Source organism: Ferrovibrio sp. MS7 (genome assembly GCF_038404985.1).
GTDB lineage: Bacteria > Pseudomonadota > Alphaproteobacteria > Ferrovibrionales > Ferrovibrionaceae > Ferrovibrio > Ferrovibrio plantarum.
Window position 1 is genome coordinate 611,342 of the sequence record NZ_JBBKBA010000002.1, and the last position, 13,170, is coordinate 624,511.

The 13,170-nt window shown below is 64.9% G+C and carries 12 protein-coding genes; 4 read left to right on the forward strand and 8 right to left on the reverse strand.

What is annotated here, in order from left to right; all coding sequences use genetic code 11:
- Positions 1-49: 49 nt before the first annotated feature.
- Positions 50-1,009 carry an esterase-like activity of phytase family protein gene (locus V6B08_RS16140; RefSeq protein ID WP_341982719.1) on the reverse strand — a complete coding sequence of 320 codons (960 nt, stop codon included), beginning with the start codon at positions 1,007-1,009 and terminating at the stop codon, positions 50-52.
- A gap of 93 nt (positions 1,010-1,102) precedes the next feature.
- On the opposite strand from V6B08_RS16140, the gene V6B08_RS16145 reads away from it, so the two are divergent.
- Positions 1,103-4,924 carry a PAS-domain containing protein gene (locus V6B08_RS16145; protein ID WP_341982721.1) on the forward strand — a complete coding sequence of 1,274 codons (3,822 nt, stop codon included), beginning with the start codon at positions 1,103-1,105 and terminating at the stop codon, positions 4,922-4,924.
- Between the two features lie 78 nt (positions 4,925-5,002).
- Here V6B08_RS16145 and cobT read toward each other — a convergent pair whose 3' ends face one another.
- The 3 genes from cobT to V6B08_RS16160 form a co-directional block, all read right to left on the reverse strand.
- Positions 5,003-6,883 (reverse strand): cobaltochelatase subunit CobT, encoded by a 1,881-nt coding sequence (gene cobT, locus V6B08_RS16150; RefSeq protein ID WP_341982723.1) that lies wholly within the window; start codon positions 6,881-6,883, stop codon positions 5,003-5,005.
- A 15-nt stretch (positions 6,884-6,898) separates the two neighbouring features.
- Entirely contained in the window at positions 6,899-7,864 is a 966-nt protein-coding gene (gene cobS / locus V6B08_RS16155) for a cobaltochelatase subunit CobS (protein WP_341983506.1), read from the reverse strand.
- 119 nt (positions 7,865-7,983) lie between these two features.
- The gene (locus V6B08_RS16160) at positions 7,984-8,604 is read right to left on the reverse strand and encodes a J domain-containing protein (RefSeq protein WP_341982725.1); all 621 of its coding nucleotides are present in this window, start codon (positions 8,602-8,604) and stop codon (positions 7,984-7,986) included.
- Positions 8,605-8,688: 84 nt separating this feature from the next.
- On the opposite strand from V6B08_RS16160, the gene V6B08_RS16165 reads away from it, so the two are divergent.
- Together V6B08_RS16165 and V6B08_RS16170 are read left to right on the forward strand one after the other, a co-directional pair.
- Entirely contained in the window at positions 8,689-8,982 is a 294-nt protein-coding gene (locus V6B08_RS16165) for a BolA family protein (RefSeq protein ID WP_341982727.1), read from the forward strand.
- A 142-nt stretch (positions 8,983-9,124) separates the two neighbouring features.
- Complete coding sequence (locus V6B08_RS16170; protein ID WP_341982729.1) at positions 9,125-9,493, forward strand: ribbon-helix-helix domain-containing protein; 369 nt, start codon at positions 9,125-9,127, stop codon at positions 9,491-9,493.
- Here V6B08_RS16170 and V6B08_RS16175 read toward each other — a convergent pair.
- Genes V6B08_RS16175 through V6B08_RS16190 form a run of 4 tightly spaced genes read right to left on the reverse strand, consistent with a single transcriptional unit; the run spans position 9,394 to position 12,854 of the window.
- Positions 9,394-10,278 (reverse strand): AEC family transporter, encoded by an 885-nt coding sequence (locus V6B08_RS16175; protein WP_341982731.1) that lies wholly within the window; start codon positions 10,276-10,278, stop codon positions 9,394-9,396. The two genes, V6B08_RS16170 and V6B08_RS16175, sit on opposite strands and share 100 nt — an antisense overlap.
- Positions 10,279-10,283: 5 nt before the next feature.
- Positions 10,284-11,147, reverse strand: coding sequence for a transporter associated domain-containing protein (locus V6B08_RS16180; protein WP_341982733.1), 864 nt, complete (start codon positions 11,145-11,147; stop codon positions 10,284-10,286).
- Entirely contained in the window at positions 11,144-12,283 is a 1,140-nt protein-coding gene (gene aroB, locus V6B08_RS16185; protein WP_341982735.1) for a 3-dehydroquinate synthase, read from the reverse strand. The genes V6B08_RS16180 and aroB overlap by 4 nt, the downstream gene beginning before the upstream one ends.
- Before the next feature lie 7 nt (positions 12,284-12,290).
- Positions 12,291-12,854: a shikimate kinase gene (locus V6B08_RS16190; protein WP_341982737.1), complete on the reverse strand. Its 564-nt coding sequence runs from the start codon at positions 12,852-12,854 to the stop codon at positions 12,291-12,293.
- On the opposite strand from V6B08_RS16190, the gene V6B08_RS16195 reads away from it, so the two are divergent.
- Positions 12,849-13,169 carry a hypothetical protein gene (locus tag V6B08_RS16195; protein WP_341982739.1) on the forward strand — a complete coding sequence of 107 codons (321 nt, stop codon included), beginning with the start codon at positions 12,849-12,851 and terminating at the stop codon, positions 13,167-13,169. The genes V6B08_RS16190 and V6B08_RS16195 overlap by 6 nt on opposite strands.
- Position 13,170 lies beyond the last annotated feature (1 nt).

Below are 13,170 nucleotides of genomic sequence, written 5' to 3' on the forward strand. Positions count from 1 at the left end.
CCGAACAGGTTTCGCGCCCGCCCTGGGAAACCCGGGCGGGCGTTTGTTTTTACTGATTTTCCGGCAATCTGAACACCAGCAGCAGCGTCCGCTGGAAGCGGCTGTGGTTGTCATCGGACATCAGATAGAGCCAGGGCCGGCCATCCGGCCCCGGCCGCAGGTCCAAGGCTTCCAGATTGTCGTTGGCATAGGGTCTGGCCCATTCCGCCAGCAATGCCGGCACCAGCAGGGTTCCCGGCCTGGCCTTCAAATCCTCTGGTCCGACCCGGCTGAGCCGTGCCGCCCAGCCCGCCGCCCAGCGAAAATCCCGCTCCAGCACCAGCAATCCGCCATCCGGCAAGGCCACCGCATCGGTGGGCCGGAACCCCTGATACTGCGGCCAGCCAAGCTGGCGCCATGCCGACTCAGCGCCGATCCACACGGGCGAAACAGCATCCTGGACCGACAGCGCCTCCTCGCCGATCAGCACCAAACGGCCATCGGGCAGCATAGCCAGCGATTCCAGGCCGCCATTGGACGGTAATTCGTTCACCTCCCTGGGAATCGGCACCGGCTCCGGCTTTTCCTGCGGGCTGGCATAGCGCCAGACCCGGTGTTCGCGCTCGAAACTGACCAGGAAGCCGCCGCTGCGGTCGCGGCGCAGCGCCTCGGCATCCGCCCTGCGGCCGGTGAGCGGCTTGCCGGCCTGATCCAGCAACGGCGCCAACGTGGCAGAGGCAATACCCGTGGGAATGCCGGCGGCATCGCGGGCGAAATCCAGCCGCAGCCAATGGCCGCGATCCGACACCGCCCAGAGGCCGGCTCCATCGGCATCGACACTGAGGCCGGAATAGCCGCCGAAGCGGCCATCCCCGCTGGCCAGTACCAGCCCGCCGAGATACTCCAATACCCCCAGCCGGTGCTCTGCAGGCGCCTCCGGGTTGAGTTCAAGCGCAAGGCTCTTAACCAGCAATGGATCCCGGCCCGGCACCTGCGCCGAGGCCGGTGCAGCCCAGGTCACAACCAGCACCACAACTGCAAGCAGGCCGATTGCACTAAACCGCGATAATTCTGCTAGTCTCGACACACCCATTCCTCATCTGGCGGCAGTACCGCCCGGCGCATGCAGAAGCGTAGCAATATATCCCTGGTCTTGTCCGCGTTTCTCGGCCTGGTGCTGTTCATGCTCGCCATCTCGGTGGCGCTGCAACTGCACCGCCAGCGCGATGAAGATCTCAACGCGGCGCAAGCACAGGCGCAGGCATTGGCGCGTGTTCTGGATGAACATGCTGCGCGCACCTTTTCCGGGGTCGACCTGTTCCTGCAGTATTTCACCGATGCGGTAACCGATGCCGGCGTGCTGCAGGCGGCGCCTCTGAGCGAAGTCCGGCGGCGCATGCTGAACATGATAGCCGACCTGCCGCAGATCCGGTCCTTCATTGTATTCGATACAGAAGGCAACCTGATCCTGGATAGTGGCGCCGATCCGCCGCGCCCGATCAATCTCGCCGACCGCGACTATTTCCGGGCCCATGTCGAGCGCAACGACACCGGATTATTCATCGGCGCGCCGATGCTGAGCCGCCTTACCGGACAATGGCTGATCAGCGCCAGCCGTCGCATTGATCGGGCCAATGGCGGTTTCGGCGGTGTCATCGCCGTGGCGGTGGCGCCGGAATATTTCTCTAATGTCTATGCCAAACTGCAGCCGCAGAAGCATTCGCTGCTGTCGCTCTACCGCACTGACGGCCTGCGTCTGATGCGCCATACGCCCCAGGGCATCGATATCGGCTCCAGCGATGCCGGGCTGAAACTGTTCACCGAGATGCTGCCGCAGCATGGCGAAGGCGTCTATCTTTCGTCTGGCCGCAGCGACGGCAGGGCGCGCTATGTCGCCTATCGCCGCGTCGCCAATTACCCGCTGGTGGTAGCCGCCGGTCTGGCGCCGGAAGATGCCTTGAGCAACTGGCGGCGCAATGTGATAGCGGATTTCTCGTTGCTGGCGGCGGCTTTGCTGGTAGCCATCGGGCTTGGCCTGATGCTACGTCGGCAGATGCTGGCGACGCGACGCGCTGAGCAACGCCTGACCGCCGCCCTGCAGCACATGCCGGACGGCTTCGTGCTATACGACGAACAGGATCGCGTGGTGCTGCACAATACCCGCAGCACCGAGTATTTCGGCATCGATGGCAATAGCAGCCTGATCGGTCGCGATCATGCCGAGCTGATCCGCCGCGCGATAGCGCATGACGGGAAACCATCCCATGCCGCCGACCTTGCCGCCTGGGAGGAGTTGCGCGAACAGAAGCTGCATGTCGAAAAGACCGGCTATTCGGTGGAACGGCAATTGCCCGATGGCCGCTGGCTGCGCATCTCGGAAGCGCCGACCGGCGATGGCGGCATGGTGTCCATCACCTCCGACATCACGGCGCTGAAACAGGCGGAGCACCGGCTGCGCGACGCCATCGAAACCATCGACGAAGGCTTCGCGCTCTACGATGCCGATGGCTATCTGGTGCTGGCCAACCGGCGTTTCTACGATTTCTCCGGCCATGATCCGGCCTTGGCCAAGCCCGGCATGCATGGCCTTGACCTGATCCGCATGGTGGTGGAGCGCAATCTCTGGGGCGTGCCGCCTGAACTGCAGGCCGGCATGCGCCGCCAGGCCGAGCAGGATTTCCTCAATCCCTCCGGTCAGCCTCAGGATATCGAATACCGGCCCGGCCGCTGGCTGCGCGTCACCCGCCAGCGCATCGCTCAAGGCGGCATGATCGCCACCTTCGCCGATATCTCGGACATCAAGCGCGCCGAACAGCGCCTGCGTGATTCGATCGAGAGCCTGCCTGACGGCTTCCTGCTTTATGGCCCCGACGAACGCATGGTGATGGCGAATAGCCGTTTCTACGAGATCAGCGGCCATGATCCGGCCATCGTGCGGCCCGGCGTGCATCTGGAATTGCTGTTCGAGGAAATCCTGCGGCAGCGGCTGGTCGACAATCCCGCCCTGGACGCCCAGGCCTTCCGCCATGAATTGCGGCAATCGCTGCATCAGCCCGATGGCCGGCCGATGATCGCCGAGCCGCGGCCTGGATTCTGGCTGCGCATCACGCGCCACCGCATCGCCGATGGCGGCGTGATCTCGATCTTTTCCGACATCAGCGAACTGAAGCGCGCCGAGACGCAGCTTGCCGATGCCATCGAGAGCATTTCCGATGGCTTCGTGCTCTACGACCGCGATCACCGCCTGGTGTTGTGCAACAGCCGTTTCCGCGATTTCCATGCCGAGATCGGCCATCTGCTGGTGCCCGGCATGGCCTTCGCCGACATCCTGCGCGCCTCCATCGCCGGCAAGCTGGTGGATGTGGCGCCCGGCGAGGTGGACGCCTGGCTCACCGAGCGCGAACAGATGATGCCGGCGAATGGCAGCACCGAATTGCGGCTGGCCGATGGCCGCTGGCTGCGCACCGCCGAGCGCCGCACCGCCGATGGCGGCCTGGTCGGCATCGCCACCGATATCACGGCGCTGAAACAACAGCAGCGCGCGCTGGAAACCAACCTGGTCGACCTCGCCGCCGCCAAGCGCCAAGTGGAAGACCAGGCAGCCCGCTTGAGCGATCTCGCCGACCGCTATGCCCAGGCCAAGGACCGCGCCGAGGCCGCGAACCGCGCCAAGGGCGATTTCCTGGCCATGATGAGCCACGAAATCCGCACGCCGCTGAACGGCGTACTCGGCTCGGTCGGTCTGCTTGGCGACACCGCGCTGGACGAGGAGCAGCGCAAGCTGCTGGGCGCGGCGCGTGAATCGGCCGAGCATCTGCTGGTGCTGCTGAACGACATCCTCGACTTCTCCAAGCTGGAAGCCGGCAAGGTGCGGCTGGACGAAGTGGATTTCGACCTGCCGCGCCTGATCGAAAGCATCGTGTTCATGATGGGCCCGCGCGCCACCACCAAGGGCGTGGCGCTCACCGTGCGCATGGCTGAGGACACGCCCCGCTACCTGCGCGGCGATCCCAGCCGCATCCGCCAGGTGCTTTTCAACCTGGTCGGCAATGCGATCAAGTTCACCGATCATGGCAGCGTCACCATCGCGGTGACGGCGGCGCATAGCAGCGATGGCCAGATCGACCTCACTGTCGGCGTCGAGGATACCGGCATCGGCATCGCCGCCGACAAGATTTCCGACCTGTTCACTCATTTCACCCAGGCTGACCGCTCGATCAGCCGGCGCTTCGGCGGCACCGGCCTCGGCCTCGCGATTTCGCGCCAGCTTGTCGAACTGATGGGCGGGCAGATCGGCGCCGAGAGCGAGGAATGGAAAGGCAGCCGCTTCTGGTTCCAGCTCACCCTGCCGGAGGGCATCGCGCCGAGCCAGGCGGAATTGCCGCGTGCCGAGGATCTGCGCCGTTCCGCGCTTGGCCGCCCGCTGCGGGTGCTGGTGGCCGAGGATAATCAGGTGAACCAGATGGTGATCGCCACCATGCTGCGCCGCCTCGGCCATCATGTCGACATGGTGAACAATGGCGTCGAAGCCTGCACCGCCGTGCAGACGGCGCCCTATGACGTGGTGCTGATGGATGTGCAGATGCCGGAGATGGATGGCATGGCCGCCACCCGCGCCATTCGCCGGCTGCCGCCGCCGGTCGGCCAGTTGCCCATCGTGGCACTGACCGCCAATGCCATGGAAGGCGACCGTGCGATCTATCTCGGCGCCGGCATGAATGCCTATGTGGCGAAGCCTATCGACCTGACGCAACTGGTCGGCACGATCAACACGCTGCTTGGCACGCCGGAAGACATGGCAGAGACGCCGGAAGCCGCCAATGCCGACCCTGCATCGACAGCTTCCGATGCCCAGAGTTCGAATGACCCGGGCCCAAATAGTTTGAGCAATGCGACCCGGGCAAAGCTCGGGTCGCTGCTCGATAGCATCAAGAAGATCAGTTAGGCATCGCCCCAGTTTGGGCCGGCGCCAGCATGCGGCAAGGCGTGTAAAAAAGTCGCGGGCTCCATGGAACCCGACATTTCAGGCGGCGCGCGAACGTCCGCGACCGCGGCCAGCGCCGGCACCCTTGGCGCCGGGATCGTCCTCGAACAATTCCGCCAGACGCTCCATCATCACGCCACCGAGTTGCTCGGCGTCCACGATAGTAACAGCGCGGCGGTAGTAACGCGTCACGTCATGGCCGATGCCGATGGCGGTGAGTTCGACCGGCGAGCGGCGCTCGATCCATTCGATGGTCTCGCGTAGATGGCGGTCGAGATAATTGCCGGGATTGACCGAGAGCGTGGAATCATCCACCGGCGCGCCATCCGAAATCACCATCAGGATACGGCGCTGCTCCGGGCGACCAAGCAGGCGGTCATGCGCCCACATCAGCGCCTCGCCATCGATATTTTCTTTCAGCAGGCCCTCGCGCAGCATCAGGCCGAGATTGCGCCGGGCGCGGCGCCAGGGCGCATCGGCGCCCTTGTAGACAATGTGGCGCAGATCGTTGAGGCGGCCCGGGGCTGCCGGCTTGTTCTCGTTCAGCCACTTCTCGCGGCTCTGGCCGCCCTTCCAGGCGCGGGTGGTGAAGCCGAGGATTTCGACCTTCACGGCGCAGCGTTCCAGCGTGCGCGCCAGGATATCGGCACACATCGCCGCCACCGTGATCGGGCGACCGCGCATCGAACCGGAATTGTCGATCAGCAGCGACACGACCGTATCGCGGAAATCGGTTTCCTTCTCTTCCTTGTAGGAAAGCGAGAGCGTGGGGTTGGCAACGATGCGCGCCAGCCGCGCCGCATCGAGAATGCCTTCCTCGAGGTCGAAATCCCAAGAGCGGGTCTGTTTCGCCAGCAGTCGGCGCTGCAGCCGGTTGGCCAGCCGGCCGACCACGCTTTGCAGGTGATTGAGCTGCTGGTCGAGATGATGGCGCAGGCGGGCCAGTTCCTCGGCATCGCAAAGATCGTCGGCTTCCACCACCTCGTCGAACTGCTTGGTGAAGGCCTTGTAGGTCTGCTCGCGGTTGGCGCCGTAATTATCGCCCATCGGCGGGCGGCGGCCCTTGCCGGCCTCCTCGCCCGCGCCAGCGACCTGCTGCTCCATGCCGGCTTCGGCTTCCATCTCGGCGGCCTCGCCGCCGCCGGCATCGGAGGCTTCCGCCTGCTGTTCGCCGGAGGCGGAGGATTCGCCATCCTGGCTGTCCTCGCCTTCAGACTGGCTCTGCGGCTGCTGGCCCTGGCTATCCTGGTCGGAATTCTCGTCATCCTCCGACATGTCGCCGCTCTCTTCGTCGGCGAGGTCGAGGTCCTTGATCAGCTTGCGCGCCAGCTTGGCGAAGGCGCGCTGGTCATGCAGCGAGCCGAGCAGGCGGTCGAGATCGCTGCCGCCCTTCTCCTCGATGAAGCCGCGCCACATCTCCACCATGGTGCGCGCGGTTTCCGGCACGGCCTGGCCGGTAAGACGTTCGCGCGCCATCAGGCCCACGGCCTCGGCCAGCGGTGCCTCGGAACGGTCCTTGACCTTCTGGAAGCCGCGATTCTTGCAGCGATCTTCCAGCGCGGCGGTGAGATTCTGCGCCATGCCCGGCATGCGGTTGGAGCCGATGGCTTCCACCCGCGCCTGTTCCACGGCATCGAACACCGCGCGCGCGGTGCCGCCCTGAGGCAGCAGCTTGGAATGCAGCTTGTCGTCGTGATGCTTCAGCCGCAAAGCCATGGAATCGGCCAAGCCGCGCAACTGCGCCACCTCGGCCGCCGGCAGATCGCGGCCCGGCACCGGCAGGCGGGCGCGCAGGCCGCGCAGGCCCGGGGTTTCCGGCCCGAACGTGACCTGCAATTCGCGCTCGCCCGAAATCGAGCGCGTGGCATTGCCAAGCGCCCGTTTGAACGGCTCGATGGGCGATTCCGGCTTGCCGGCCATGCTACGCGCGTCCCGTTACTTCAGGTCGACCTTCGCCGCCGTCTCCGGCAGTTCCTCGCCAAAGCAGCGCTGGTAGTATTCCGCCACCGTGGCGCGCTCCAGTTCGTCGCACTTATTGAGGAATGTGACGCGGAAGGCGAAACCGACACCGCCGAAGATGCGCGCATTCTCGGCCCAGGTGATCACGGTGCGCGGGCTCATCACGGTGGAGATATCGCCGTTGATGAAGCCGGCGCGGGTCAGTTCGGCCACCGCCACCATCTGCGACAGGGTCTTGCGGCCCGCCGCATCCTGGTAGCTCGGCGACTTCGCCGCCACGATGGCGACTTCATCCTCGGCCGGCAGGTAGTTCAGCGTGGTGACGATCGACCAGCGGTCCATCTGGCCCTGATTGATCTGCTGCGTGCCATGATAGAGCCCGGTGGTGTCGCCAAGGCCGATGGTGTTGGCGGTGGAGAACAGACGGAAGGCCTTGTGCGGACGGATGACGCGGTTCTGGTCGAGCAGGGTGAGCTTGCCCTCTACTTCCAGCACACGCTGAATCACGAACATCACGTCCGGGCGGCCGGCATCGTATTCGTCGAACACCAGGGCGACCGGCGATTGCAGCGCCCAGGGCAGAATGCCTTCGCGGAACTCGGTCACCTGCTTGCCGTCGCGCAGCACGATGGCATCCTTGCCGACGAGATCGATACGGCTGATATGGCTGTCGAGGTTGACGCGCACGCAGGGCCAATTGAGGCGGGCGGCAACCTGCTCGATATGAGTGGATTTGCCAGTACCATGGTAACCCTGAACCATGACGCGGCGGTTATAGGCAAAACCGGCCAGGATGGCGAGGGTGGTCTCGCGGTCGAAGCGGTAGGTGCTGTCGAGGTCGGGCACATGCTCCGAGCGATGCGAGAAGCCCGGCACCGTCATGTCGCTGTCGATGCCGAATACATCGCGCACGGAAATCTTCACATCGGGCATGTCCGGCATGCCGGCGGCAGCAAAGGGCGAAGAAACTGGCTTGGTCTGAATGGCCGTCATCGTGACTCTCGTTTCGGGTAATTTCTTGTCGTCTGGGCGGAGGGCTGCGGCTTCCCGGGTCGATGGCTCTAAGTATAGCCCCGGGATTCCAGGTACGCATAGGCTTGGTTGATGCTTTTCAGCCGCTCTTCTGCCTCGCGGTCGCCGCCATTGGCGTCCGGGTGGTAGCGTTTCACCATGAGCTTGTATTGCGCCTTGATGTCGGCCCAGCGCAGCGGCGGTTTCAGCGCCTGCAGGTCGAAATCCAGCTCCTGCAGGGCCTCGCGCTCGCGCGGCTCGAAAACCGGCTCCGGCCCGGGGCGGCGCCGGCCGCCATTCAGCACGATGCCGACATCGGCCAGGATGCCGAGATCGTCCTTGACCCAGACCTGCGGTTCCTCGCCGCTGGGCGCCTTGGTGCCGAAGGTCCAGGTCGGGCGGTGGCCCAGCATGTCCTCGCGCTGATAATCCTCGACTTCTTCCGGCGTCATGCCGCGGAAGAAATCCCAGCCGAGATTGTATTGCCGCACATGTTCGAGGCAGAACCAGAAGCGGCCATCGCGTGGCTCGCGGCTTTTCGGCGCCGGAAAACGCCCTTCGCGGCGGCATTCCGGATGGTCGCAGGTGCGCAGATGCGTACCGAGACCCTCGGCGGATTCCGCCTCGTGCTCGATGAAATGCGTCTGCCGTGCCGATCGTGCCCGTGCCATGGCGCAAGAGTATGGGAGCGCCCGGGGGCAAGGCAAGGCGAAGCCGCGCTTGACAGGGCGGCGAACGCCACTTAAGCGGGTCACATGGGCGCGATCCAGGACCGTATCCGACACAAGCTGACCGAGGCGCTGGCGCCGCTGGCCCTCGAAATCGAGGACCAGTCGAGCCGCCATGCCGGCCATGCCGGCATGAAGGGGCTGAAGCCTGAGGAAACCCATTTCGAGGTGCGGGTGGTATCGGCGGCTTTCCAGGGCCAGAACCGCGTGGCGCGGCAGCGGCTGATCTACAAGCTGCTGGCGGCAGAGCTGGCCGATGGCGTGCACGCCCTGGCGCTGACCGCCCTCACCCCGGACGAAGCGGGAAAAAGCCTGTCATAACAAAACTTTAGGGTTGCTATTTGCGCTCATAAGAGGATTTGCGCGTCAATCAACAACTTTTTGTTTGCATCATGCACGTATATGTACTAAACGTATACCCATGAACGAGATTAAAAACCCTCCAAACACAACCGAAACCCCGGTGGCACCGCTTCGCCCGGTGCGCCCCAGCCTGGTCACCCGCAATATCCGGCTCGGCCTGATGCGGACCAGCGTGCGGCTGGAGCAGCAGGAATGGCAGGCGCTGGAGCATATCTGCCTGTTGGAGGGCCTCGACCGCCATGGCTTCGCGGCCCGGGTGCAGGCCGATCCGGCGCGGCGCGAGAACACACTCACCTCGCGGCTGCGCTGCGCCATCCTGGCCTATTGCATGAAGGCCGCCGGCTTCGGCGGTAGCTCGCTAGGCAGCCACTATCCCAGGGCGATCAGCAGCAACAGCGGCAAGGTGGCGAACGAGACCAGGGTGGAAACCACCACCAGGCCGGCCACGGCGGTGGCATCGCGGGCATAGCGCACCGCGAAGATCACGTTGATCACCGCCACCGGCATGGCGCATTGGATGATCAGCACGCCGCGCGCCACGCCGGTCATGCCGAAGGCCCAAGTCAGCGCCAGACCGACCGCGAAGCCCATGCCGAGACGCAAAGCCGTGAGGGTAAGCGCGTTGCGCAGATCCTGCACCCGCAGGCTGGCGAGCGAGACGCCGAGCGTTAGCAGCATCAGCGGGATGGTGATGGCGCCCGCGGTTTCCAGGCTGCGCATCAGGAACAGTGGCAATTCGACCTGGAACTGGTTGCCGAGCACGCCAATCGGCACGGCATAGATCACCGGCGCGCGCAGCAGCCCGATCCAGTTGCCGCGCCCGGCATAGAGCGCCTGGCCGATGGAGAAATTGCAGAACGAGTTCAGCGCGAAGCAGACCAGACCCAGCGCCAGGCCCGGTGCGCCGAAGGCGAACAGGCAGAGCGATAGCCCGGCATTGCCGCTATTCGGGAAGGCCATCGGCGCCAGATAGCTGCGCCAGGGCAAACCCAGCAGCCGCAGCGCGAAGAAGCCGATGACCACGAAGCATAGGGTGGCGGAAACCGCCGACAGCGCCATCCAGCCCAATTCGGCGCGCGGCAATTCCGCCTTCAGCAGGGTGGAAATCACCAGGCAGGGCGTGCCGATATGGGTGGCGAGCTGGCCGATGGCATCCATCGGAAAGGCCAGGCCGCGCTTGGCCCAGATGAAGCCCAGGCCGGCCAGCACGAAGATCGGTGCGATGACGGCGAAGATTTCCGCGAACATCGCCATGGCCGCTAATCCTCGGAGCGCAGCGGCGCGATTTTCAATACCGTGATCTGGTTGCGCTGGCGGCGCAGCACCTCGAAACGGAAATCGTGAAACACAAAAACCTGCCCGGCCTCCGGGATCACCTGGGCTTCATGCAGCACCAGGCCGGCGATTGTGGTGGCATGCTCGTCGGGCAGATGCCAGTCGAATTGCCGGTTGAGCTGGCGAATGGTTGCCGTGCCATCGACCAGCACCGAACCATCGGCCTGGCGGCGGTAGACCCGCTTGGGCCGGTCATGCTCGTCGCGGATATCGCCAACGATCTCTTCCAGAATGTCTTCCAGCGTAACCAGGCCGAGGATGGCGCCGTATTCATCCACCACCAGTGCGAAATGGGCGCGGCGCTGGCGAAACGCGTTGAGCTGTTCGCGGAGCGTGGTGGTTTCCGGCACGAACCAGGGTTCGAGCAGCAGCGGCTTCAGATCCAGCTTCTCGATCTCGAAATGCAGCGCATGCAGTTCACGCAGCAATGTCTTGGCATGCAGCACGCCGATGACATTCTCCGGCTCGTCGCGCCAGACCGGGATGCGGGTATGGCTCGATTCCAGCACCTGCGCCACGATCTCCGCCGGCGGCAGGCTGGCATCCAGCATTTCCATCTTGCGCCGGTGCACCATCACATCGCCGATCGGCACCTCGTCGAGATCGAGGATCGAGCCGAGCATGTCGCGTTCGAGCTTGACCAGGCTGCCCTGGGCAGCGTGCTGCTCAAGTTGGCTGCGCAGCACATCGGTGGCGGTGGGCGGTTCGGGCGGCGGCGGTCGGTCGCCGCGCTTGCGCGGGCGCAGCCAGCGCAACAGACGGGCAAGCCGGAGCAGCCGTCCCCTCATGCGCCGGCTGCTTGCCTCGCCGGCGCCAATTCATCCGCCAGCAATGCGCTCACCGCCGCCGGGGCGACATCGTTGCGCTGCACGGCGCGGCCAATGGCTTCCGCCAGGATGAAGACCAGCTTGCCGTCCTGCACTTTCTTGTCCTGCTGCATGTGGTGTAGCAGCACTTCAACAGTGAAATTCTGCGCGCCATCCACCGCCGCGAGCCGTGCCGGCAGGCCGCTCAGATCAAGATGGCGCTGCACGCGGGCGGCCAGCGCCGGATCGCACAGACCGAGCCGGCCGGAAAGCTGGAAAGCCAGCACCATGCCGATGGCAACGCCCTCGCCATGCAGCAGCCGCGCGGAATAGCCAGTCTCGGCCTCCAGCGCATGGCCGAAAGTGTGGCCCAGATTGAGCAGCGCACGCTCGCCTTCCTCACGCTCATCAGCCGCGACGATGCGCGCCTTATGGGCGCAACAGCGCGCCACGGCCTCGGCACGCAGCGCCTTGTCGCCGGCGAGCAATGCGGCGCCATTGGCCTCAAGCCAGGCGAAGAAATCGGCATCGCCGAGCAGGCCGTATTTCACAACTTCGGCATAGCCGGCACGGAGTTCGCGCAAGGGCAGTGTGTCCAGCGCATCGATATCGGCCAGCACCAGGCGCGGCTGGTGGAAGGCGCCGATCAGGTTCTTGCCCTGCGGCGCATTGATCGCGGTCTTGCCGCCGACACTGCTATCGACCTGCGACAGCAATGTGGTGGGAATCTGGATGAAATCGACGCCGCGGCGCAGGATCGAGCAGGCGAAGCCGACCAGATCGCCAATCACGCCGCCGCCAAGTGCAATAACGTGGTCGCGGCGCTCCACCTTGTGGCTGAGCAGCGCAGTGCAGACGCGCTCCAGGCCGGCAAAGCTTTTCTGCCCCTCGCCCGGCGGCAGGATCACGGATTTGTGCTGGATGCCGGCGGCGTCGAGCGCCGCCTGCAGCGGCGCCAGGCGATGCGGCGCGACATTCTCATCCGTCACGATCACCGTGAACGGGCGGCGCAGGATCGGCTTTATCAACGCGCCAGCCTGGGCAATCAGCCCGGCACCGACATGGATATCATAGCCACGCTGGCCGAGTTCGACACGGATGCGGTGGGAAGCGGCCATGGCGCCATCAATCTCCAGCAGTCTCGGTTACCGGCCTGACATAGCCAGGCGGCAAGGTGGCAATGATGCGCTCGACCACGCCTTCATGCGGGCCATCGCCGGTGAGCACGGTGATATCGGCATCGGCATAGACCGGGTAGCGCTCGTCCATCAGGCGGGAGAGCACGGCACGCATGTCGCCGCCAGCCAGCAGCGGCCGGTTGCCGCGCCGGGAGCAGCGCTTCACCAGCACATCGAGTTCCGCCTTGAGCCAGATCGACAGGCCACGCTCCTTGATGCGGGCGCGGGTCTCGGCATTCATGAAGGCGCCGCCGCCGGTGGCCAGCACGATTGGCGATTGCTCCAGCAGCCGGGCGATGACGCGGCGCTCGCCATCGCGGAAGGCGGGTTCGCCATGCTCGGCGAAAATATCCGGGATGCTGGCGCCGGCGGCTTTCTCGATCTCGGTATCGGCATCGAAGAACGGCAGCCCGAGGCGTGACGCCAGGCGCTTGCCAACCGAACTCTTTCCCGCCCCCATCAAGCCGACCAGGACCAGACTCTTCAGCGGTACGGGAACAATCGGTTGCACAACACCCTCTGGTTCACGCCGGCCGCAGCCGGACAACAGGTCGGCTGGAAACGACAAAGCGGCCAGCCAGGCATGGCGCCCAATTGCGATACCCTGGCCGGGCCGGTAGAATACTGTAACCGGCTGGCAATTCAAACGCGGCTGGCCCTGTTTGCGCACGTATCCGAGGATTTCATGAGCCGCCTTCTTGCGATTTTCCTTGCCCTTCTGGTGCTGCTGGTAGTGGGCGGCGGCATTTTCCTCGCCACCTGGGACATTCCGGCACCGAAATCCAAGGTCGAAAAGGTCATCCCCAACGACAGGCTCGGGAAATAAT

What these genes read in the sequence shown, in the direction of transcription:
- V6B08_RS16160 (WP_341982725.1), bottom strand. Translation starts at nt 8,604, where the DNA reads ATGGCACGGGCACGATCGGCACGGCAGACGCATTTCATCGAGCACGAG.
- V6B08_RS16145 (WP_341982721.1), top strand. Translation starts at nt 1,103, where the DNA reads ATGCAGAAGCGTAGCAATATATCCCTGGTCTTGTCCGCGTTTCTCGGC.
- V6B08_RS16175 (WP_341982731.1), bottom strand. Translation starts at nt 10,278, where the DNA reads ATGGCGATGTTCGCGGAAATCTTCGCCGTCATCGCACCGATCTTCGTG.
- V6B08_RS16180 (WP_341982733.1), bottom strand. Translation starts at nt 11,147, where the DNA reads ATGAGGGGACGGCTGCTCCGGCTTGCCCGTCTGTTGCGCTGGCTGCGC.
- aroB (WP_341982735.1), bottom strand. Translation starts at nt 12,283, where the DNA reads ATGGCCGCTTCCCACCGCATCCGTGTCGAACTCGGCCAGCGTGGCTAT.
- cobT (WP_341982723.1), bottom strand. Translation starts at nt 6,883, where the DNA reads ATGGCCGGCAAGCCGGAATCGCCCATCGAGCCGTTCAAACGGGCGCTT.
- V6B08_RS16165 (WP_341982727.1), top strand. Translation starts at nt 8,689, where the DNA reads ATGGGCGCGATCCAGGACCGTATCCGACACAAGCTGACCGAGGCGCTG.
- cobS (WP_341983506.1), bottom strand. Translation starts at nt 7,864, where the DNA reads ATGCCGGACATGCCCGATGTGAAGATTTCCGTGCGCGATGTATTCGGC.